This window comes from Sphingopyxis sp. 22461 (genome assembly GCF_052044915.1).
Taxonomy (GTDB): domain Bacteria; phylum Pseudomonadota; class Alphaproteobacteria; order Sphingomonadales; family Sphingomonadaceae; genus Sphingopyxis.
Genome location: NZ_JBQENY010000011.1, coordinates 135,336 through 157,259, shown reverse-complemented (window position 1 = coordinate 157,259; position 21,924 = coordinate 135,336). Strand labels below are relative to the sequence as shown.

General features: G+C 65.5%; 20 protein-coding genes. 6 read left to right on the top strand and 14 right to left on the bottom strand.

The window, feature by feature from the left end; all coding sequences use genetic code 11:
- Positions 1-24 precede the first annotated feature (24 nt).
- A complete protein-coding gene (gene mmsB / locus ACTJI5_RS18620) occupies positions 25-900 on the top strand; it encodes a 3-hydroxyisobutyrate dehydrogenase (protein ID WP_440861352.1) in 876 nt (291 codons plus the stop codon).
- Between the two features lie 97 nt (positions 901-997).
- Here the strand turns inward: mmsB and ACTJI5_RS18615 are convergent, their stop codons facing one another.
- From ACTJI5_RS18615 to ACTJI5_RS18570, 10 genes are all read right to left on the bottom strand, one after another.
- On the bottom strand, positions 998-1,234 hold the full coding sequence (locus tag ACTJI5_RS18615; protein ID WP_440861351.1) for a hypothetical protein: 237 nt from the start codon (positions 1,232-1,234) through the stop codon (positions 998-1,000).
- Positions 1,235-1,378: 144 nt separating this feature from the next.
- On the bottom strand, positions 1,379-3,412 hold the full coding sequence (locus tag ACTJI5_RS18610) for a 3-hydroxyacyl-CoA dehydrogenase NAD-binding domain-containing protein (RefSeq protein ID WP_440861350.1): 2,034 nt from the start codon (positions 3,410-3,412) through the stop codon (positions 1,379-1,381).
- A 61-nt stretch (positions 3,413-3,473) separates the two neighbouring features.
- The gene (locus ACTJI5_RS18605; RefSeq protein ID WP_440861349.1) at positions 3,474-4,676 is read right to left on the bottom strand and encodes a serine hydrolase domain-containing protein; all 1,203 of its coding nucleotides are present in this window, start codon (positions 4,674-4,676) and stop codon (positions 3,474-3,476) included.
- A gap of 13 nt (positions 4,677-4,689) precedes the next feature.
- Positions 4,690-5,493: an SDR family NAD(P)-dependent oxidoreductase gene (locus tag ACTJI5_RS18600; protein ID WP_440861386.1), complete on the bottom strand. Its 804-nt coding sequence runs from the start codon at positions 5,491-5,493 to the stop codon at positions 4,690-4,692.
- Complete coding sequence (locus tag ACTJI5_RS18595) at positions 5,493-6,269, bottom strand: SDR family NAD(P)-dependent oxidoreductase (RefSeq protein ID WP_440861348.1); 777 nt, start codon at positions 6,267-6,269, stop codon at positions 5,493-5,495. Before ACTJI5_RS18595 ends, ACTJI5_RS18600 begins: the two co-directional genes overlap by 1 nt.
- Positions 6,266-7,333, bottom strand: a complete 1,068-nt coding sequence (locus ACTJI5_RS18590; protein WP_440861347.1) for a phosphotransferase family protein — start codon at positions 7,331-7,333, stop codon at positions 6,266-6,268. Before ACTJI5_RS18590 ends, ACTJI5_RS18595 begins: the two co-directional genes overlap by 4 nt.
- Positions 7,330-8,421 (bottom strand): Zn-dependent alcohol dehydrogenase, encoded by a 1,092-nt coding sequence (locus ACTJI5_RS18585; RefSeq protein WP_440861346.1) that lies wholly within the window; start codon positions 8,419-8,421, stop codon positions 7,330-7,332. Before ACTJI5_RS18585 ends, ACTJI5_RS18590 begins: the two co-directional genes overlap by 4 nt.
- Positions 8,422-8,443: 22 nt before the next feature.
- Complete coding sequence (locus tag ACTJI5_RS18580; protein WP_440861345.1) at positions 8,444-9,733, bottom strand: acyl-CoA dehydrogenase family protein; 1,290 nt, start codon at positions 9,731-9,733, stop codon at positions 8,444-8,446.
- 110 nt (positions 9,734-9,843) lie between these two features.
- The gene (locus tag ACTJI5_RS18575; protein WP_440861344.1) at positions 9,844-11,301 is read right to left on the bottom strand and encodes an MFS transporter; all 1,458 of its coding nucleotides are present in this window, start codon (positions 11,299-11,301) and stop codon (positions 9,844-9,846) included.
- Positions 11,298-12,155 (bottom strand): SDR family NAD(P)-dependent oxidoreductase, encoded by an 858-nt coding sequence (locus ACTJI5_RS18570; protein WP_440861343.1) that lies wholly within the window; start codon positions 12,153-12,155, stop codon positions 11,298-11,300. The genes ACTJI5_RS18575 and ACTJI5_RS18570 overlap by 4 nt, the downstream gene beginning before the upstream one ends.
- A 173-nt stretch (positions 12,156-12,328) precedes the next feature.
- On the opposite strand from ACTJI5_RS18570, the gene ACTJI5_RS18565 reads away from it, so the two are divergent.
- The 4 genes from ACTJI5_RS18565 to ACTJI5_RS18550 all read left to right on the top strand — a co-directional run bounded on the left by ACTJI5_RS18565 (position 12,329) and on the right by ACTJI5_RS18550 (position 16,346).
- A complete protein-coding gene (locus ACTJI5_RS18565; protein ID WP_440861342.1) occupies positions 12,329-13,510 on the top strand; it encodes an acyl-CoA dehydrogenase family protein in 1,182 nt (393 codons plus the stop codon).
- 106 nt (positions 13,511-13,616) lie between these two features.
- Positions 13,617-14,735, top strand: a complete 1,119-nt coding sequence (locus ACTJI5_RS18560) for an acyl-CoA dehydrogenase family protein (RefSeq protein WP_440861341.1) — start codon at positions 13,617-13,619, stop codon at positions 14,733-14,735.
- Positions 14,736-14,864: 129 nt separating this feature from the next.
- Positions 14,865-15,668: an SDR family oxidoreductase gene (locus ACTJI5_RS18555; RefSeq protein ID WP_037512680.1), complete on the top strand. Its 804-nt coding sequence runs from the start codon at positions 14,865-14,867 to the stop codon at positions 15,666-15,668.
- Between the two features lie 159 nt (positions 15,669-15,827).
- On the top strand, positions 15,828-16,346 hold the full coding sequence (locus ACTJI5_RS18550; RefSeq protein WP_310255803.1) for a hypothetical protein: 519 nt from the start codon (positions 15,828-15,830) through the stop codon (positions 16,344-16,346).
- A gap of 84 nt (positions 16,347-16,430) precedes the next feature.
- Here the strand turns inward: ACTJI5_RS18550 and ppc are convergent, their stop codons facing one another.
- From ppc to ACTJI5_RS18530, 4 genes are all read right to left on the bottom strand, one after another.
- Positions 16,431-19,109 carry a phosphoenolpyruvate carboxylase gene (gene ppc / locus ACTJI5_RS18545; RefSeq protein WP_440861340.1) on the bottom strand — a complete coding sequence of 893 codons (2,679 nt, stop codon included), beginning with the start codon at positions 19,107-19,109 and terminating at the stop codon, positions 16,431-16,433.
- Positions 19,110-19,273: 164 nt separating this feature from the next.
- Entirely contained in the window at positions 19,274-19,720 is a 447-nt protein-coding gene (locus ACTJI5_RS18540; RefSeq protein WP_439513115.1) for a hypothetical protein, read from the bottom strand.
- Between the two features lie 97 nt (positions 19,721-19,817).
- Positions 19,818-20,243, bottom strand: a complete 426-nt coding sequence (locus ACTJI5_RS18535) for a YbaY family lipoprotein (protein WP_058539888.1) — start codon at positions 20,241-20,243, stop codon at positions 19,818-19,820.
- An 83-nt stretch (positions 20,244-20,326) separates the two neighbouring features.
- Positions 20,327-20,893 carry an HNH endonuclease gene (locus ACTJI5_RS18530; RefSeq protein WP_037512689.1) on the bottom strand — a complete coding sequence of 189 codons (567 nt, stop codon included), beginning with the start codon at positions 20,891-20,893 and terminating at the stop codon, positions 20,327-20,329.
- A gap of 170 nt (positions 20,894-21,063) precedes the next feature.
- On the opposite strand from ACTJI5_RS18530, the gene gluQRS reads away from it, so the two are divergent.
- Positions 21,064-21,915, top strand: a complete 852-nt coding sequence (gluQRS, locus tag ACTJI5_RS18525) for a tRNA glutamyl-Q(34) synthetase GluQRS (RefSeq protein ID WP_058539887.1) — start codon at positions 21,064-21,066, stop codon at positions 21,913-21,915.
- The last annotated feature ends 9 nt before the right edge of the window (positions 21,916-21,924 follow it).

Genomic DNA, 21,924 nt, shown 5'->3' with positions numbered 1-21,924 from the left:
CCCGCAAGCGGGAGGGGAGATTAAATGAAAATCGCATTCATCGGACTCGGCAATATGGGCGGCGGCATGGCCGCGAACCTGGCGAAAGCGGGGCACGAAGTCCGCGCATTCGATCTCAGCGAAGAGGCGCTGGCGCGCGCGGTCGAGGCGGGCTGCACTCGCGCGGCATCGGCGGCCGAAGCGGTCACCGGCGCCGAGGCCGTGGTGACCATGCTTCCGGCGGGCAAGCACGTTGCTGCTGTGTATCAGGAAGCCGTTTTCCCACACGCCGACGACGGCACGCTACTGCTCGATTGCTCGACAATCGATGTTGCAACCGCGCGTAGCAATATTGAAGCCGCCGCCAATGCTGGCCTCGTCGCGGTCGACGCACCGGTTTCGGGCGGCATCGCCGCGGCCAACGCGGGCACGCTGACCTTCATGGTCGGCGGCACCGGTGAGGGCTTCACGCGCGCCGAACCGATTCTCGCGAAAATGGGCAAGGCGGTGATTCATGCCGGCGACGCGGGCGCGGGGCAGGCAGCGAAGATCTGCAACAATATGCTCCTCGGCGCCTCGATGGTCGCGACGTGCGAAACGCTCGCGCTCGCGCAGAAACTCGGGCTCGACCCGCAGAAATTCTTCGACATCGCGAGCGTGTCGTCGGGGCAATGCTGGTCGCTGACGAGCTACGCACCGCTCCCCGGCGTCGGGCCGACGACCCCCGCCGACAATGATTATAAGGGCGGGTTCGCCGCGGCGCTGATGCTCAAGGATCTGCGCCTTGCGATGGAGGCGGCGGCGAGCGTCGATGCCGGCGTCCCGATGGGATCGAAGGCGCGCGAACTCTACGAAGCCTTTGTCGAAGCCGACAAGGACGGTCGCGATTTCTCGGCGATCATCAAGACGCTGCAGAAATAACCGTCGCCCCCGCGAAGGCGGGGGCCGCTGGCGGTCTGATGCCGCGCCATCGTGATAAGCCGACTACGGCCCCCGCCTTCGCGGGGGCGACGAACGCTCAATAAAAATCGGCCGTCTCTCCGCCGTCTTTGCGTTCGGTACGATGCACTTGCGTTGGCGCCTTGCGCTCGCCTGAGCGCACTTCGATCCGGTCACCGACCCGCCGCACCTCGGCAGGCGCCAATATCCGCGCGCGCGCCACGCCGATCGCGCTAACCTGCGGCGTCGCCACCGGGGCGGCCACCGGCACGCTGCCGGTCAGCAGAAGGACGGCGAGGGCGGACATGGCGTTCATGCTCTGCCCTAACGGCAGGTCTTGCCAGCGCTTTAACCCTGAATCGCAAGTTTCCGGTCGCACCTGCGGCGGCGCGAAGGCAAAAGAAAGGCCGCCTGCCCCGCGCTGGGACAGACGGCCCGATCTTCGTAAGCGGGGAAGGGCTTAGAAGCCCGACTTCGCCTCGGCCTTTTCCTTGAGCAAAGGCGCGACCGCGAAACCATGTTTCTCGAGCGCCGCGACGATCTTGTCGGTGCCTTCCAGCCCCGCCCAGAACATCGGGCCGCCGCGATAGACCGGCCAGCCGTAGCCATAGATCCACACGACATCGATGTCCGACGCGCGCTGCGCCTTGCCTTCCGCCAGGATCAGCGCGCCTTCGTTGACCATCGGATAGAGCGTGCGCTCGATGATCTCCTGATCGCTGATCTCGCGTTTCGCCTTGTTCGACCGCTGACGGAAATCCTCGATGATCTCGGCGACTTCGGCGCTGGGCGACGGATTGCGCTTTTCGTCATAGTCGTAAAAGCCCTTGCCGGTCTTCTGCCCCCAGCGGCCGACCGCGGCGAGCGCGTCGCGGATGCTTTCGATGCGCGTCGGGTCGCGGTGCCAGCCGATGTCGACGCCGGCGAGGTCGCTCATCTGGAACGGACCCATCGGCATGCCGAATTCGACATGGACCTTGTCGATCTGCTGCGGCGTCGCGCCTTCCATGAGCAGGTTCATCGCCTCGACCTGGCGGGGTTTGAGCATGCGGTTGCCGATGAAGCCGTCGCACACCCCCGCGACCACCGCGACCTTGCCGATCTTCTTGCCGATCGCCATCGCGGTCGCCAGCGCGTCGGGTGCGGTCTTGTCGCCGCGCACGACTTCGAGCAGCTTCATGACATTGGCGGGCGAGAAGAAGTGCATGCCGAGCACGTCGCCGGGGCGGCTCGTCGCGGTCGCGATCTCGTCGATGTCGAGATAGGAGGTGTTCGACGCGAGGATCGCGCCGGGCTTGGCGATCTTGTCGAGCTTGCCGAAGATGTCCTTCTTGACGTCCATATTCTCATAGACCGCCTCGATGATCAGGTCGCAGTCGGCCAGATCGTCGAGATTGAGCGTCGGGGTCAGGATGCCCATCATCGCCTCGACCTGTTCGGGCTTGAAGCGGCCCTTGGCGGCCGACGCGTCGTAATTCTTGCGGATCACGCCGGTGCCGCGGTCGAGCGCTTCCTGCTGCATCTCGACGATCGTCACCGGGATGCCCTTCTGGAGGAAGTTCATGCTGATCCCGCCGCCCATCGTGCCGGCGCCGATCACGCCGACCTTCTTGATGTCGCGCAGCTGCGTGTCCTTGGGCAGGCCGTCGATCTTCGCGGCCTGACGCTCGGCGAAGAAGATGTGGCGCTGCGCCGCCGACTGGCTGCCGAACATCAGCTTCATGAACTGCTCGCGCTCGAACGCGAGACCTTCCTCGAAGGGCAGGCGCGTCGCCGCCTCGACGCAGGCGAGGTTGGCGTAAGGCGCTTCGAAACCGCGCCAGCGCTTGGCGTTTGCGGTCTTCAATTGTTCGATCACCGCGACGTCGCCGAACACCGGGCGCTCGCGCGTCGGGCGCGGGCCATCGGCGATCTTCGCGCGCGCAAAGGCGATCGCGTCGGCGGCGAGGCTGTCTTCGCCCGCGAGTTCGTCGACGAGGCCGAGTTCCTTGGCTTTCGCGGCGGGAAGCGGATCGCCGGTCGAGGTCATCGTCGCCGCGGCTTCGACCCCGACGACGCGCGGCAGGCGCTGCGTGCCGCCCGCGCCGGGGAGCAAGCCAAGCTTGACCTCGGGCACGCCGAGCTTCGCCGAAGGGACCGCGATGCGATAATGGCAGACGAGTGCGGTCTCCAAGCCGCCGCCGAGCGCGGTGCCGTGGATCGCCGCAACGACGGGCTTCGATGCCGCTTCGATGCTGTTGAGCACCGCATTGAAATCGGGGCCGCGCGGCGGCTTGCCGAACTCGCTGATGTCGGCGCCCGCGATGAAGGTTGCACCGGCGCAGCGCAGCACGATCGCCTTGACGCTGTCATCGCCGAGCGCGGCGGCGAAATGATCTTCCAGCCCCTGACGGACGTGCCAGCTCAGCGCGTTCACGGGCGGGTTGTTGACGATGATGACGGCGATTTCGCCATCCTTTTCCAGCGTGACGCTGACGGGGGTTTCTTCGGACATGGGAGACTCCTTCAATCTGGAACCCGTTCGCGCGGTGCGAACGGAAAGGGGTGTTGCATCTTCAATCGTCGATCGCGGCGTGGACAAAGGTCTTGACCTCGCGCCGCACGGGATAGGTGGAGGAGGGCATCAGCTGGGTCATGAAGACCATGCAAATCTCTTCGACCGGATCGACGAAGAAGCCGGTCGAGAACATGCCGCCCCAGTAAAAATCGCCGACCGATCCGGGGGTCATCGTCTGCGCGGGGCTTTCGTTCACCGCGAAGCCAAGACCGAAGCCGATGCCGGCATTTTCGGCCTCGCTGAAGATGCCGACGCTGTGCTGCGTCAGGTCGCCGCCGCCGGGCAGATGGTTCGACGTCATCAGCTCGAGCGTCTTGCGGCTGATGATCCGCACATCGCCGAGCTTGCCGCCGCCGAGCAGCATCAGGCAGAAACGGTGATAATCGTCGATCGTCGAAGCAAGCCCGCCGCCGCCCGAATGAAAGCTGCGATCCTTCGCCCAGCGGCTCTTCGCGCCACCGTCGAAATCCTGCATCCTGTTCTTGGGGTGGAAAGCATAGGCGTCGGTCAGCCGGTGCTGCTGCTCGGCGGGCACCTTGAACCCCGTGTCGACCATGCCGAGCGGGCCGAAGATGCGCTCCTGCAAAACCTGCGCGAAGGGCTTGCCCTCGATGCGTTCGATCACCGCGCCGAGCACGTCGGTCGCCATCGAATAATTCCAGTGCGCGCCGGGGTCGAATTGCAGCGGGATCTTCGCCAGATCGGCGATGAAGCTGTCCATCGTATAATCGGCGTCGAAATCGTCGATCTTTGCCTTGCGATACGCGCCGTCGACCGGGGTGCGCTCCTGAAAGCCATAGGTCAGCCCCGCGGTATGGCGCAGCAGGTCGACCATGCGGATCGGCGACGCGGGCGGCCGCGTCAGGAAGGGGACGTTGCCGCCGCCAGCGACGAACACGCCGGTGTCCTTGAACTCGGGGCAGAATTTCACCAGCGGGTCCGACAGCGCGACCTTGCCTTCCTCGACGAGCATCATGAAGGCGATGCTGGTGATCGGCTTGGTCATGCTCGCGATGCGGAAAATCGCATCCTCTTTCAGCGCCTCGCCCGGCCGCGCCTCGCCGATGCACGACAGATGCGCGATCTCGCCGCGCCGCGACACGAGCGTCGCCGCGTGCGGCAGGCGGCCGGTGTCGACATATTTGGCGGCGAGAAAGGCGGGAATGCGGTCGAGCCGCGCGGTGTCGAATCCATGTGTCATGCTGATCGATCTATCAGTGCGAGGTCTGGCCGAGCAACTGGCGTGTCACCGGGTGCGAGCTGGTGAGGCCGCCGTCGACCGCGATCGCCTGTCCGTTGACATAGCTTGCCTGATCGCTCGCGAGGAACAGCGCGACATTGGCGAGTTCCTCGGGTTGCGCCGCGCGGCGGAGCGGGTTCAATTGACCGAGCTTGTGCGTGACTTCCTTGGCCTTGGCATAATCGAAGGTCGGCTTGGTCATCCCCGTTTCGGTGAGGCCGGGGCACACTGCGTTGACGCGCACGCCGCTCGTCGAGAGCTGCTGCGCCGCGACTTTGGCGAGGTTGATCACGCCCGCCTTCGACGCCGAATAGGCCCCCGGACCCGCGCCCGAATTGAGACCCGCGACGCTCGCGGTCAGCACGATCGCGCCGCCGCGGCCCTGATCGACCATCGCCTTGCCGGCATGCTTCACCATCAGCGCCGGGCCGATCAAATTGACGCGCAACGTCTCGGCCCAGGCATCGGGGTCGAAATCGAAGATGCCGCCCATGTCGCCGATGATCCCGGCGTTGGCAAAGGCAACGTCGAGCGCGCCATAGGTGTCTTTCGCGGTCGCGACGAGCGAGGCGACATCGGCCTCGACACCCGCGTCGATCTCAAGCGCCACGACCTCGCCGCCGGCATCCTTCACCAGCTTCGCGGTCTCGTGCACCGCGGCGGTCTTGTCGCCGATGACGAGTTTCGCGCCCTCGGCGGCAAAGCGCAGCGCGCTCGCGCGGCCGATGCCCGAACCGGCACCCGTGATGATCGCAACCTTGCCGTCCAACGCGCCCATCATGCGCCTCCTGAAATCGTGGCCCCGCCATCGCACACGATGGTCTGGCCGGTGGTGAAAGCTCCCGCCTTGCTGGCGAGGAAGACCGCGGCGCCCGCGATCTCGTGCGGCTCGCCGATGCGCTTCAGGGTCGAGGCGGCGGTCGATCGTTTGAGCGTCTCGGGATTTTCCCACAAGGCGCGCGCCATGTCGGTGCGCACCAGCCCCGGCGCGATGCAGTTGACGCGCACGCCGCGCGGCCCGAACTCGACCGCGAAATTGCGCGCGACCTGCATGTCGGCGGCTTTCGAGATTCCATAGGCGCCGATGATCGGTGATCCCTTCAGCCCGCCAATCGAGCTGATGATTATGATCGACCCTTCGCCGCGTTCGAGCATCTCGGGCGCGACCATCGAAATCAGCCAGTGGTTCGACAGGATATTGTTATCCATGATCTTGCGGAACTGGTCGTCGCTGATCCCGAGCCCGGGGCCATAATAAGGGTTCGACGCGGCGTTGCAGACCAGCGTGGTGATCTTGCCGAAGGCGCGGCGCGTTTCGGCGACCAATATCTCCAGCTCTTCCTTCGACGAGATGTTCGCGCGCACCGCGATCGCGGTGCCGTCGCCGAAGCGCGCGTTGATTTCGGCTGCGGTTTCTTCGCAGGCGTCGGCCTTGCGGCTCGAGATCACGACCTTCGCGCCCTGTTCGGCCATCGCTTCCGCCGTGGCTTTCCCGATGCCGCGCGACGATCCGGTGATCAGCGCGACCTGCCCCGTCATGTCGAACAGGCTCATGCGCCGGCCTTCTTTGCAAAATCCCATGCCTTTTCGGCGAGCGGACGGACGCGTTCGGACATATCCTTCGCGTGCTGCGACGAGGCGGTGCCCTCGATCACGCGCTTCTTGATCCCCTGGATGATGCCCGCGAGGCGGAAGAAATTATACGCAAAATACCAGTTCATGTCGGGCACGCCGTCGCGCCCCGTGGCGGCGCAATAACGCTCGACCATCTCGTCGAGTTCGGGAATGCCGAGCGCCGCGCGGTCGAGGTCCATGACGCCCGAGCGGCCGCCATTCTCGGTGACCCACGCCATCGCGACATAGGTGAAATCGGCGAGCGGATCGCCCAAGGTCGACAGTTCCCAGTCGAGCACCGCGAGTACCTCGGGCCGATCCTTGGCGTAGATCATATTATCGATGCGGTAATCGCCGTGGACGACGCTGGTGCGCGTCTGTTCGGGCAAGGTCGCGGGCAACCACGCGATCAGCTGCTCCATCTCGTCCATCGTCTCGGTTTCGGAAAGCCGGTATTGCTTGGTCCAGCGGTCGACCTGGCGCCCGAAATAATTGCCCGGCTTGCCGAAGTCCGAAAGCCCCGCCGCCTCGACATCGACGCTGTGCAGCGCGGCGAGCGTATCGATCATCGCTTCATAGGTCGCGCGGCGATTTTCCGGCGTCGACCCCGGCATCGCGCCGTCCCAGATCGTGTGTCCGTCGACCATCCCCATCACATAGAACCAGCTGCCAACCACCGTGTCATCGGTGCACAGGCCATATTGGCGCGCGACGGGGAAGCCCATCTTGTGGAGCCCCGCCTGCACCTTATACTCGCGGTCGACCGCGTGCGCCGACGGCAGCAGCGGGCCGAAGGGCTTGCGCCGCAGCACATAATTGCCCGACGGCGCGCTGATCTTGTACGTCGGGTTCGACTGGCCGCCCGCGAATTTGCCCTGCGTCAGCGGACCTTCGAAGCCTTCGACATGCGCTTCCATCCACGCCGTCAGCTTCGCTTCGTCGAGCACGTCGGCGCCCTCGGGCGCAACGGTGCCGCTGAAGGCCTTTTGCGCGTCGAGCGTCATTGGTCGAACACGATCACCGACCGTGCGGCGTCGCCCTTCTTCATCTTGTCGAAGCCTTCGTTGATCCGCTCGAGCGGGATCGTCTCGGCAACGATGCTGTCGAGGTCGAGCAGCCCGCGGAGATAGAAGTCGACGAGGCGCGGGATGTCGACCGGGAAGCGGTTGCCGCCCATGATCGCACCCTGCAATTTCTTGCCCGAGAGCAGGTCCATCGCGCTGAGCCCCACTTTTTCCGAAAGCGGCATCATGCCGAGGATCGTCGCGGTGCCGCCGCGGCGCAGCGACGCGACCGCAAGGCTCGCCGACGCCGGACGCCCGACCGCCTCGATCGCATGGTCGACGCCGCCCTTGGTCAGCTCGACGATCTGCTTCGCGGCATCGTCGGCGAGCGCGTCCACCACATCGGTCGCGCCGAGCTTCACCGCCAGCGCGCGCTTTTCGGGAACCGGATCGGCGGCGATGATGCGCCCCGCGCCCGCGATCTTCGCGGCGTTGATCGTCGCCAGCCCGACGCCGCCGCAGCCGACGACCGCGACGGTCTCGCCCGGCGTCACCTTGCACGCGTTGAAGATCGTGCCCGCACCCGTCGTCACCGCGCAGCCGATGACGGCGGCGCGGTCGAGCGGCATCGCGGGGTCGATCGCGACGCACGCATGTTCGTGGACGAGCATCGTTTCGGCAAAGGCCGAGAGGTTGAGCATCTGGTTGACGATGCTGCCGTCGGGGCGCGTGATGCGCGGCGCCGATCCGACCGGCCGGCGCGTATCGCCGCCCATGCACAGCGACATGCGGCCCGAAACGCAGAACTCGCAGTGGCCGCAGAAGGCGCTGAGGCAGGTGACGACCGCGTCGCCGACCTTCACCGTGCGCACTTCGCTGCCGACCGCCTCGACGATGCCCGCGGCTTCGTGGCCGGGGATCGCGGGGAGGGGGTGCGGATAGGCGCCGTCGATGAAATGGAGGTCCGAATGGCAGAGCCCGCACGCGGCGGTGCGGATGCGCACCTCGTGCGGGCCGCAGTCGGCAATCTGCACCGTCTCGATCGACAGCGGCTTGCCCGGTTCGATCAGAATCGCGGCTTTGGTCACAATATCTCTCCGAATTCAGGTTTTAACGCGAAACGCCGATGTCGCCCGACGAGAAGCCCGGCTCGCTCGCTTCGCTATGCTTGGCGAATTCGATCCGCGCGATCGCGCGTTCGTGGACTTCGTCGGGCCCGTCGGCGAGGCGCAGCGTGCGCTGATGCGCATAGGCTTTGGCGAGCCCGAAATCCTCGGACACGCCGCCGCCGCCATGCGCCTGGATCGCGTCGTCGATGATCTTCAGCGCCATGTTCGGCGCCTGCACCTTGATCATCGCGATTTCGGCCGCGGCCGACTTGTTGCCGACCTTGTCCATCATGTCGGCGGCCTTGAGGCAGAGCAGGCGCGTCATTTCGATATCGATGCGCGCGCGCGCCAGACGATGTTCCCAGATGCTGTATTCGGCGACCTTGCGGCCAAAGGCGACGCGCGACTGCAGCCGCTTCGCCATCTTCGCAATCGCTTCTTCCGCCACACCGATGGTGCGCATGCAGTGATGGATGCGCCCCGGGCCAAGGCGCCCCTGCGCGATCTCGAACCCGCGGCCTTCGCCGAGCAGCATCGCCTCTTCGGCGTTGACGCGCACGTCTTTCAGCTCGATTTCCATATGGCCGTGCGGCGCGTCGTCATAACCGAAGACGGGCAGGTGGCGCAGGATGTTCACGCCCGGCGCATTCAGCGGCATCAGCACCATCGACTGCTGCGCGTGGCGCTTCGCGGCAAAGTCGGTCTTGCCCATCACGATCGCGACCTCGCAGCGCGGATCGCCCGCACCCGACGACCACCATTTGGTGCCGTTGATCACATAATCGTCGCCGTCGCGCTCGATGCGCGTTTCAATGTTCGTCGCGTCGGACGAGGCGACGCGCGGCTCGGTCATCAGGAAGGCCGAACGGATCTGGCCGTTCATCAGCCGGCCGAGATATTTATCCTTCTGCGCGCGCGTGCCGTACCGATGGAACACTTCCATGTTTCCGGTGTCGGGCGCCGAGCAGTTGAACACTTCGCTCGCGAAACCGACGCGGCCCATTTCCTCGGCGCACAGCGCATATTCGAGGTTGGAGAGGCCGGGTCCTTCGAATTCGAACGTCTCGTCGACATGGTGGTGCGCGCCCGACTTGGGCGGCATGAACAGGTTCCAGATGCCGGCTTCTTTCGCTTCGGCCTTCAGATCCTCGACGATCTGGATGACCTTCCAGCGGTCGCCCGCCTTGTCCTGTTCGTTATAGGTCGGGACTGCGGGGCGAACCTTGCGTTCGATGAAATCGCGTACCCGGTCGCGCCAATAGACCTGCCGGTCGGTGAGATCGAAGTCCATCTGCGCGTCCTTTCCCTTTACGTTCACGTAAACCTTTGGACCGATTCGTCGGCCTTGCCAAGTCCCGCGGCCCTAAAATTACATCATTCCGCCGCTTGGCGACATGATCGTTACGGATGCGCCCCCGTGGCATCGGGTTCGCCGCGTGCGACGTCGCCCAGCAGCGCGAGCCGCGCCTCGTGATCGGCGCGCGAGATCGGGAATTTGCGCATCACGATCAGCCCCAGCGTGCCGATGACCAGCACCGCGAGCGCATAGCCGAGCGCGAGATTGCCGAGCACGTCGCTCCCGACTTCGCCCGGCTTGGCATTCGCCGGAAAGGCCGCGAACGACAGGATCAGCCCCGCAGCGAAGATGCCGATACCCGTCGCGCATTTCTGCATGAAGAAATAGCCCGCGAAGAACAGCCCTTCCGACCGACGCCCGGTCTCGCTCTGCGACGCTTCGACGACATCGGCCATCATCGACGACGACAGGATCATCAGGATGATCGAGAAGCTGTTGGAGACGAACACGAGCGCGAACATCGCTGCGACGCTCGGCTTGCCCGGCATGCCGGGGAAAAACCCCTGGATCCACGCGAAATAGATGCCGCTGTTGACGAGCAGCGAGATCGCGCCCGCGAAAATCGCGCCGTCGCGCTTGCCGAGCCGCGCCGACACGGGCGCGACGAGTATGAAAGCCGCGATCATCGAAGCGAACAGCAGAAAGACATAGGCGACCATCTCGCCCTGCGTGAACTGCCAGAAGAAACCGAGCAGGTAATTGTTCATCGAAAAGGTGATGCCCTGATTCACGAAGCCGAACAGCGCGGCGAAGATCAGCCACAGGAAGGCGCGGTTCGACAGCGTGTCGCGCATCTCGCCGAGAACCTGGCGCAGCGTCATCGCGGGTTTCACATCGGCGACGTTCGACACCGCGATGCGGCTGTGCTGCCCCGCGGCGGAGGTCAGGACCGCGCCCGCCATCAGCAGCGCGCCGGTCAGCGCATAGGGGAAATAGCCGTCGGGATCGACGAGCCCCTTCGCACCGCCGAAAAACACGCCATAGGCGAGCAGCAGGATGAGCAGGCCGCCGCCCCAGCCGAAGAGGAAGCGATAGCGCATGACGACGGTGCGTTCGTCATAGTCGCCGGTGAGTTCGGGCACGATCGCGACCGACGGCACTTCGCACATCGACACGAGCGAGCGGACGATGATCGCAAAGCCGATCAGCCACGCCACGGTCATAGCGTTGCTCATTTCGGGTGGGTGCCACAGCAGCATCCACATGATCGCGAGCGGGATCGGCGCGCCATAAAGCCACGGCAAGCGCCGCCCCCAGCGGCTGCGCGTGCGGTCGGTGAGTTCGCCGATGATCGGATCGACGAACGCGTCGGCGATCAGCGCGACCATGATCGCGGCACCGACGCCGCCGGGGTCGAGCCCGATCACCTGATTGTAGAACAGCAGGAGGAAGGTCGAAAAGCCGTTGTCCTTGACGCCATAGGCGATGCTGCCCAGCCCGTGCATGACCTTCAGCCGGACCGGCAGGTGCGTGGCTTTCGGCGCGGCGATCGCCGCGTTCACGCCGGCGCCCCGGCCTTCGCCGCATCCTCCATCGCGACGAGGGCGTCGAACAGCCCGGGGGCTTCGGGGTCCCACGCATGGCGCTGGCCGATCGTCAGCCCGCCGTCGACCAGCATATGCGTGCCGGTCATAAAGCTCGACTCCTCGCTCGCGAGGTACGCGACGGCGTTGGCGATATCCTCGGGCTGGCCGCCGCGCGCGACGGGCTGCGCGGCCTCGCTCATCCCCGCGATGATCGCCTTCGCCTGATCCTTATGCGCGTCGGGCACGTCGAGCGACGAGGTGAAGATATTGGTGTTGATAAAGCCCGGGCAGATCGCGTTGACGCGAATGCCGTAGCGCGCGAGGTCGGTCGCGGCGATCTTGGATAGATGAAGCACGCCCGCCTTGGCGACGGCATAGGCGATCGGCGAATAGCCGGCACCAAGCGCCGCGACGCTCGCGGTGTTGACGATGCTCGCACCCTTGCGGCCCTTCATATGCGGCGCGGCATAACGGATCCCCATCGCGACCGATTTCAACACGAGGTCCATCGTCAGGTCCCAGCCCTCGGGGCTGATCTCGTCGATCGGCGCGCGGTCGCCCGCGGCGGCGGCGTTGTTGAAGACGATATCGATGCCCCCGGCTTTCGCCGCGGCGGTATTCATCAACGCCTCGATGTCCGATGGCTTGGTGACGTCGCAGCGGACGAAGTCGATCCTGCCGTTCGACTGTTCGGCCAGCGCGCGTCCGCCCGCCTCGTCGATGTCGGCGGCGAAGACGTGCGCGCCCTCGCCCGCGAGTTTCAAAACCGCTGCCTTGCCGATGCCCGACGCCGCTCCGGTGACGACGGCTATCTTGCCTGCGAATCGCATTGACCCATTCTCCCGTTTTCTTTTGCCACTTAGCTTAGGCGCCAAAGGTGACGCGTCAACGGCGGTCAAACCGACGCTACGGCGCCGTAAGGGCAGGCTCGTTTCTCCAAGTTGACGCTTGCGTAAACTAGCGAAGCGGACGTAGATTTGGCCGCAGAAGAGGAGCCAAAAGGATGAGCGAACTGGACGCTTTCCGCGCCGAGGTGCGGGACTGGCTGGAGGCGAACTGCCCCGCTGAAATGCGCGAGCCCGTGCGTGACGAAGGCGACGTCTGCTGGGGCGGCCGCAATTGGGTGTTCAAGAACGACGCCCAGAAGGCGTGGCTCGAGGCGTGCGTCGCCAAAGGCTACACCGTCCCCGACTGGCCGAAACCCTATGGCGGCGCCGGGCTGACCCCCGAGCAGACCAAGGTCTTCAAACAGGAAATGAAGCGCATCCACGCGCGCTCGCCGCTCGACAGCTTCGGCATCTGGATGCTCGGCCCCGCGCTGCTGCAATTCGGCACCGAGGAGCAGAAGGTCGAATATCTGAACCCGATCGCGCGCGGCGAAATCCGCTGGTGCCAGGGCTATTCGGAGCCCGGCTCGGGCAGCGACCTCGTTTCGCTCCAGACCTTTGGTGAGGACAAGGGCGACCATTGGGTCGTCAACGGGTCGAAGATCTGGACGAGCTACGCCGACAAGGCCGACTGGATCTTCTGCCTCGTCCGCACCGACAAGGCGAACAAATATCAGGGCATCACCTTCATGCTCTTCGACATGGCGAGCAAGGGCGTCACGACGAAGCCGATCCTCTTGATCAGCGGCAACTCGCCCTTCTGCGAAACCTTCTTCGACGATGTCGAAGTGCCGAAGACGCAGTTCATCGGCGAAGTGAACCGCGGCTGGGACGTCGCCAAATATCTGCTCGGCCACGAACGCGAGATGATCTCGGGCGGCGGCGCCGGCGGCGACATGGTCAGCATCGGCGGCGCCTTTGCCAAGGCGTTCGGCAAGAATGAAGCGGGCGAACTCGACGATCCGATCCTGCGCGCCGAAATGGCGGCGTTCGACGTCGATGTCTTCGCCTATCGCGCGATGGGCGAGCGTTTCATGGACATGTGGAAGACCGGGCGCGCGCACCCCGCCAGCTCGAACATGATGAAATATGTCGGCACCGAACTCAACAAGCGCCGCCACGAACTCGTCATGTCAGGCGGCGGCAGCGAAGCGCTCGAATGGGACAGCGAAGAGACCAAGGGCGGCGCGCGCGCGCGCGGCTGGCTGCGCACCAAGGCCAATTCGATCGAAGGCGGGACGAGCGAAGTCATGCTCAACGTCATCGCCAAGCGGATATTGGATTTGCCGGGGGCTTAACAACGCGTCGCCCCAGCGAAAGCTGGGGCCGCTATTGGAATAGGGCGGTGCACGCCGCCAACGATCCCAGCTTTCGCTGGGATGACGAAAAGAGATTGGGACAGATATGCCGCTCTATCACAATGACGACCAGGCGATGCTCAAGGACAGCGTTGCCCCCTTCGTCGCCGAACAGGCGCCGGTTTCGCACCTGCGCAGCCTCCGCGACACCGCCGACGCCACCGGCTTCTCGCGCGACCTCTGGACGCAGTTCACCGAAATGGGGCTGCCCGGCATGCTCGTTCCCGAGGCGCATGGCGGGCTCGGCATGGGGCATATGGAGGCGGGCATCGTACTCGAGGAAATCGGCCGCAACCTGACCCCGTCGCCCTTCCTGTCGACCAGCGTCGGCGCGGTCGCCGCGCTCGCCAAGGCGGGTGGCACGCAGGCGGGCCGCTGGCTCCCCGCGATCGCATCTGGCGAGGCAATTATCGCGCTCGCGATCGACGAGGGTGCGAAGCATCGCCCCGACCGCATCGCGACGACCGCGACGCGCGCGGGCAATGGGTTCCGGTTGGACGGCAAGAAGAGCTTCGTCCTCCACGGCCATGTCGCCGACATGAGCATCGTCGCGGCGAAGACCGACGGCGGGATCACTTTGTTCGCGGTGCCGAAGGATGCGAAGGGCGTCACCGCCGATCCGCGCCGCCTCGTCGACAGCAGCTTGGCGAGCCACGTCACCCTCGACGGGGTCGAGGTCGACGCCGACGCGGTGATCGGTGAGGTCGATGCGGGCGGTGAAATCCTCGACGCTTTGCTCGCCGCCACCCGCACCGGAGCGGCCGCCGAAATGGTCGGCGTCGGGCAGGGCGCGATGGACATGACGGTGAATTACCTCAAGGAACGCAAGCAGTTCGGCAAGCTGATCGGCGAGTTCCAGGGCCTCCAGCACCGCGCCGCGCATCTCTATGGCGAGATGGAAGTCGCGCGCGCCACCGTGATGAAGGCGCAGCAATTGCTCGACGAGGGCAGCGAGGGCGCGAGGCTGATGGTCTCGGTCGCCAAGGCCAAGGCCGGCCGCGCCGCCAACCTCGCGGTGCGCGAGGGCGTGCAGATGCACGGCGGCATCGGCATGACCGACGAATATGACATCGGCCTCTATATGAAACGCGACCGCGCGCTCGCCGAATATATGGGCGATGTGCATTATCACATCGACCAGGTTGCGCGGATGAACGGCTACTAATCTCACCCCTCCCGCTTGCGGGAGGGGCAGCGAGCTCCGGATCAAGTCCGGGGCGCAGCGGGGAGGGCGTCATGCCCACATGCCCCACCCAACCCTCCCCTGAAGGGGAGGGAGCAAAAGGATGAGCAAATGAACCTCCAAGACATGTTCGGCCTCGACGGCCGCATCGCACTCGTCACCGGCGGCTCGCGCGGGATCGGCAAGATGATCGTCGAGGGCTATCTCGCCGCGGGCGCGGCGCGCGTCTATATCTCGGCGCGCAAGAGCGCGCAGATCGAGGAGGCCGTCGCCGATTTCGAAACGCGCTATCCGGGCAAGGTCATCGGCCTGCCCGTCGACCTCTCGACCGTCGAAGGCTGCCGCGCGCTCGCGTCGGAGCTCGAAGCGCGCGAGGAACGCCTCGACATCCTCGTCAACAACGCCGGCGCCGCTTGGGGCGAACCGTTCGAGGGTTTCCCCGAGGCGGGCTGGGACAAGGTGATGGACATCAACGTCAAATCGCCCTTCTTCCTGACGCAGGCGCTCCACGGGCTGCTCAAGGGCGGCGGCACCGCCGACCGTCCGGCGAAGGTCATCAACATCGGCTCGATCGACGGCCAGCGTTTGAACCCGTGGGAAACCTACAGCTACCACGCCTCGAAGGCGGCGATCCTCTACCTCACCAAACGCCTCGCCGCGCGGCTGGTGCAGGATCATATCCTCGTCACCGCGATCGCGCCCGGCGCTTTTCAGTCGGACATGAACAAGGCGGCGCGCGACCATGGCGACGCGGTGGCGAAGAGCATCCCCGTGAAGCGCATCGGCGTGCCCGAGGATATGGCGGGCGCCGCGATCTTCCTCGCGTCGAAGGCGGGCGACTATGTCGTCGGCGACACGATCACCGTCGACGGCGGGCTGGTCCACGGCGACGTGCGGACGAGCATCGACGCCTGATCCGCCCTATCTTTCATCGTCATGCCGGACTTGATCCGGCATCCCGCTTTGCAACGTCGAATAGCGGGACCCCGGATCAAGTCCGTGGTGACGAAAGAGGAATTTGACTCGGCTGTCTCCAAGGTGTATTATGTAACTAATGCACCAAGGAGATAGTCCATGCGTCTCGCGTTCCTGATCCCCCCGATGATGCTCCTCGCCGCCTGCGGTTCGGAAGAGAAAAAGGCCGGTGAGGGCACCGAAGTCTCGATCAACGCCGGCGACGAGCATGGCGGGGTGCAGATCAAGACCGGCAAGGACGGCGGCAATATCAAGATCGGCGGCGATGGCGCCGCGATCGACATCGACATCCCCGATTTCGTCGACCTCGATATCGAGAGCGATTTCGATATCGACGGGGTGAAGCTCTATCCGGGGAGCAAGGTCACCAAGGTCGACGTCGACGCGAACGACAAGAGCGGCGCCGACAAGGCGACGGTGAAACTCGGCTTCACCTCGCCCGCGGCGCCGACGAAGGCGGCCGACTGGATGGCCGCCGAGTTCGCCAAAAAGGGCGTCAAGATCACGCGCAGCGGCGACGCGCTCGCGGGCAAGGACAAGGACGGCGCCGATTTCCGCATCAACTTCGTCCCCGACGGCGCGAACGCCAGGGGCGAGGTGGTGATCGTCAAGAGCTGACCTTACACCGTCGCCCCAGCGAAAGCTGGGGCCGCTGGCGATTGGAAGTAACGAGAGCGGTCCCGGCTTTCGCTGGGATGACGATCAGCCGCTATTCCGAAGCGCCGTCGCGATCGCGTTGATCGTCAGCTGGATGCCCTCGGCGATGCGCGGATCGGTTTCGCCGGCGCGGTGGCGCTTCATCAGCTCGATCTGCAGCAGGTTGAGCGGCTCGATATAGGGCAGGCGCAACCGGATCGACGCTTCGAGCGCCGGATTCTTCTCGAGCAGCCGCGTCTGGCCGGTGATGCCGAGGAGCCCGTCATGCGCGCGGTTCCATCCGCCCTGGATGCGGCCAAAGATCGCGTCATGCCCGTCGATTCCCGCCGCCAGCTCGGCATAGCGCGCGGCGATCCCCATGTCCGATTTGGCGAGCACCATCTCCATATTGCCGAGCAGCGCTGCGAAAAAGGGCCAGCCCGCCGCCATGTCCGCCAGCAGCGTCTTGTCCTCGAACGCCGCAAAACCCTCGCCGGTGCCGTACCAGCCGGGCAGCATCGCGCGCGACTGCGCCCAGCTGAACACCCACGGGATCGCGCGCAGATCCTCGATCGCGCTCGACTTGGTGCGGCTCGACGGCCGCGACCCGATCTTCAGCGTTGCGATCTCGGCGATCGGCGTCATCGCGCGGAAGAAATCCTTGAACGCCGGGGTGTCATAGACGAGCCCGCGATAGGCGGCGAAGGCGCCGTCTGACAGCTGGTCCATCGCCGCGGTAAAGCGCGCGGCATCCTTGTCGCTCAGCGCCTCGGGCTCGAGGCTCGCGAGCAGGCTCGCCGACACCATCGCCTCGAGGTTCGTCGCCGCGCTCGCCGCGGTGCCATATTTCGCCGCGATCACCTCGCCCTGTTCGGTGATGCGGATGCGCCCCTGCACCGTGCCCGCGGGTTGCGCGCGGATCGCGGCAAAGGCGCTGCCGCCGCCGCGCCCGACCGCGCCGCCGCGGCCATGGAACAATTGCATCGACGTGTCGGCCTCCTCGAACACCGGGGTCAGCGCCTGCGACGCCTGATGCAATCCCCAGGTCGAGGTCAGATAACCGCCGTCCTTGTTCGAATCCGAATAGCCGATCATCACTTCCTGATGCCCGCGCTGGCCGATCTGCGGGCCGATTTCGGGCATCGCGAAATAGCGCGCCATGATCGCGGGGGCGCGGTCGAGATCGGCGATGGTTTCAAAGAGCGGCACGACCATCAGGTTCGACTGGCCCGCGTCGCCGCCGCTCCGCCACAGTCCGGCTTCGCGCGCGAGGACATGGACTTCGAGCAGGTCGGACAGCTCCTGCGCCATGCTGATGATCCACTGGCAGATCGCGTCATTGCCCAGCCGTTTGCGCACATCGGCGGCGGCATGGACGATCGCGAGTTCGCCCGCGGTCTCGTCGCTCCACTGGTGCCACGGCGCCGCTAGCGGCCGGTCGCTTTGTAGCTCGGCGGTGAGCAGCGCGACGCGTTCCTCTTCGCCCAGCGCCAGATAATCAGGACAAACGCCCGACACGCTGAGCAACTCGGCGAGCACGCGTTCGTGCACCGCGCTGTTCTGCCGCATGTCGAGCGTCGCGAGGTGGAATCCGAACACTTCCACGGCGCGGATGAGCCGCCCGAGTGCGCCGATGCCGCCGAACTGGCCCTGGCTGTTCGCCGACAGGCCGTTGGCGATGGTGACGAGGTCGCGGCGAAGCGACGCCGGGGTGGAATAGGGGGCGCCGCTGAGTGCTGAAGGGCGCGGCGGCGCGCGGCCGACGATCTGCGTGTAGGTCGCGCACAGCCGTGCATAAATCCCCGACAAAGCCCGGCGATAGGGTTCGTCGCGGCGGCTCGGCGCGGCATCGCCGCTCGCCTCGGCCAGCGCTTCGACCGCCTCGGGAACCACGGCAAGGCTCGCCGACACCGACAGCTCGGCGCCAAGGTGGTGGACCGCGTCGATATAATGGCCGAGCACCGCGGCGGCGTTGCGTGCCGTCGCCATGTGCATCGTCTCGGCGGTGACGAAGGGATTGCCGTCGCGGTCGCCGCCGATCCAGCTGCCGACGCGCAGGAAGCTTGCGGGGCGCTGCCCCAGCTCGGCTTCCCACCGCGCATAGAGTTTCGGCACCACGGGCAGAAAGACGTCGCGTAAATAGGTCAGCGCATTGTCGATCTCGTCGGCGACGAACAATTTTTCGGTGCGCAGCGGGCGCGTCTGCCACAACAGCACGATCTGCCGCCGGATCGCATCCTCGACGACATCGCCCTCGGGGGTCTCGTCGGCCCCCGCGTCGCGCAGCAGCATCAGCTCGGCGATGCGGTTCTTGTGGTCGAGCACCGACTTGCGCCGCACCTCGGTCGGGTGCGCGGTGAGCACCGGCGCGACGAGCGAGGCGCTCAGCAGCGCCGCGATTGCATCGCCGTCGATCCCGTCCTCGCGCAGCTTTTCGATCGCGGCGGCGACCGTCGCCTCGGGCTCGGCCGCGACCCCCTGCCGGTCCTCGGCAAGATTGGCGAGCATCGAAAACAGCATGAAGCCGCGCACGAAGGCGATCGTATCGTCGAGGCTCAGCGCATCGAGCCCCGGGTCGATCGCCTCGGCCCCCGCGATCCCGCGGTGCCGGTCGACGCTCGACGAGCGGATATATTCGGTCTGGCGGAACAATTTGTCGCCGCCATAAGCGCGGATGACGTCACCGAGGATCCGCCCCAAATAGCGGATGTCGGGGTTTTGCGAGATCTGGATAGGCGGGCCCATGCGCCGGATTGCTGCACCTGCGAAGGCGCAGCGTCAAGCGGCGCATAGCTATGCGCGCGCCAGATCTGTGCGCCTTCGCGGGCCGGTTCGCCTATATCTATCCCGAAACGTGCCCTTCGAGTAACACTATTGCGCGTTCTCCATGGCTCGTGGAGCAACAGGCGTTAGGCAAAGGTCTCGTAGACGTCGTCCGAAAATCCCTCGCCTCGTTTTAGCGCGATGGCTCCGCGCACTCCGCCGACCATCGCGCCGAGTAGAACCGCGCCAACGATCCATGAGGTGGGCGTTCCATTCAGGATCGTGCTGAGAAAATATAATAATGTGGCAAGAATTCCGACGATAATCCCGCGGCCCTGGCGAAGCAGCGCCGCTGCGACGAACATCAGGACGATGTGAGCTACCGCTATCAGGATAATCGGGTTCGCGTCGCCAATGAGCCGCACAAGATTGTCGGTGCCCACGGAAAACCACAGCCTCAAAACACTGAGTGTCGCGACGATGGTCAGTGCCGTTGATGCAGTCTGGGCTGCACTGAGCGCCCCCGCGCGTGTCGTCAGGTCGGGCGACCACAGATTCTTGAACGTGCCGCCGATGCCGCCTTGATAGGCCATGCTATCCTCCCCCTTGCCGGCCGCCTGCGCCCCCCGCGCGGCGATTGCCGACGGATTGGCTATCAAGTTTCAGGATGGCCGTCCAGCAGGGTGGGAATCAACGCGTTTTCACGAGGTTGAGCGTCCCCATATCGACTGTGCGCCGCCCGTCGAACGTAACGCTATTGCGCGTGTCGGTGATGAACATCAGCTTCCCCGACGCGTCGGTGATGCGTGCCGCGACGGCATAGCTGTGGCGCGGGTCGAGCTGGCGCTGGTCGACGGTCAGCGAAAAGGCGAAAGGCACCTGGCGGCCGTCGGCGGTGAACGATTGCTGCGCGATCGTCTTCGACGGGGCGTCCATCAGGCTGACATCGCTCAACGTAACTTCGACCTGCGCGGTCGGCGGCAGCGCGATGCGCTCGCGATAGGTGATGCTGCCGGTCACCGACACGGGCTGTTCGGCGGGCGGGACTGTCGCGCACGCGGCGAGCAAAGGTGCGGTGACCATGCCAACGGCGAGCAAGCGAGCGATGCGAACCATGATGTTTCTCCTTTTTTCGATGGTTGGCGGCCGCCTAATGCCATCGAGGTGAACCCACGCTGTCGCGCCCGCCCATGCGCCGTTCAGCCTTCCAGCTCGACATCCCAATAGAGCCAGTCGATCCAGCTGGTGTGCAGATAGTTCGGCGGGAACGCCCGCCCATTGTCCTGCAGCTGCCAGCTCGTCGGGCGCCAGGGCTGCCGATAGATCGGCATATGCGCCTGTTGCGGGGTGCGGCCGCCTTTTTTGAGGTTGCACGGCGCGCACGCGGTCGCGACATTTTCCCACGTCGTCCGCCCGCCCAGTCGGCGCGGCACGACATGGTCGAAGGTCAGATCCTTGCCCGACCCACAATATTGGCACGAAAACCGGTCGCGCAGGAACAGGTTGAAGCGCGTGAACGCCGGATGCTGCGACGGCTTCACATATTGCCGCAGCGCGATGACGCTGGGGATCGGCATCGTCTTCGTCGGCGAGTGAATCTCGCGCTCGTAATTTTCGACGATGGTGACGCGGTCGAGGAAAACCGCCTTGACCGCCGTCTGCCACGGCCACAGGCTCAAGGGGTAATAGCTGAGCGGCGTATAGTCTGCATTGAGAACAAGGGCCGGACAGGAATCGGGATGCCGGGCGAGATCGGGATGAAACATGGCTACGCTACGCTGCCCCCTATACTGCGCGGGATGGCGCGCCACTGCCAGTCCCGGGTGACAGCATCATTACATCACGCATATGATTCGCACGTCAAGAGGCGATGTGCCGCAAGATATGGAATGTCCGGCGGGGCAGAGGCACAGTATCTAGACCCGGACGGCGCCGCATGCTGACCCGCTTCGCCCCCAGCCCGACCGGCGAACTCCACCTCGGCCACGCCTATAGCGCGGTGCTCGCGCATGACGCGGCGCGGCGCGCGGGCGGGAAGTTCCTGATCCGCATCGACGATATCGACGGCAGCCGCTCGCGCGAGTCATTTGTCGGCGCCTCGCTCGCCGACCTCGCCTGGCTCGGGATCGACTGGGACGGCGATCCGGTGCGCCAGTCGGCGCGGCTCGGCGACTATGCCGCCGCGCTCGACAATCTGCGCGCGCGCGGCCTCGTCTATCCCTGTTTTTGCACCCGCGCCGATATCGCGGCGAGCCTGTCGGCGCCGCATGGGCCATCCGGCGCGATCTACCCCGGCACCTGCCGGGGCTTGTCCGAAACCGAGCGGACACGCCGCCTCGCGGATGAACCGCATTGCTGGCGCCTCGACACCGCGCGTGCGCTTGCCGAAAGTGGCGATCTGCAATGGGAAGAGGCGGGGCAGGGGCTTCGGTCCGCCGATCCGGCGGCGCACGGGGATATCGTCCTCGCGCGCAAGGACGCCCCGGCGAGCTATCATCTCGCGAGCACGCTCGACGACGCCGCGATGGGGGTGACGCACGTCATCCGCGGCGCCGATCTGATCGCGTCGACCGACGTCCACCGGCTGCTCCAGGCGCTGCTCGATCTGCCGACCCCGCTTTATCGCCATCATGCGCTCGTCTGCGGCCCCGACGGCAAAAGGCTGGCGAAGCGTGACGCCGCGGCGTCGCTCGCCTCGCTCCGTGCGGCCGGGATCGGCGGGCGCGCACTCGCCGCCGATTTGGCCGCAGGGCGGCTTCCCGCTGGCTATTCGCTGCAAAATCCCTAGATTGGGGTT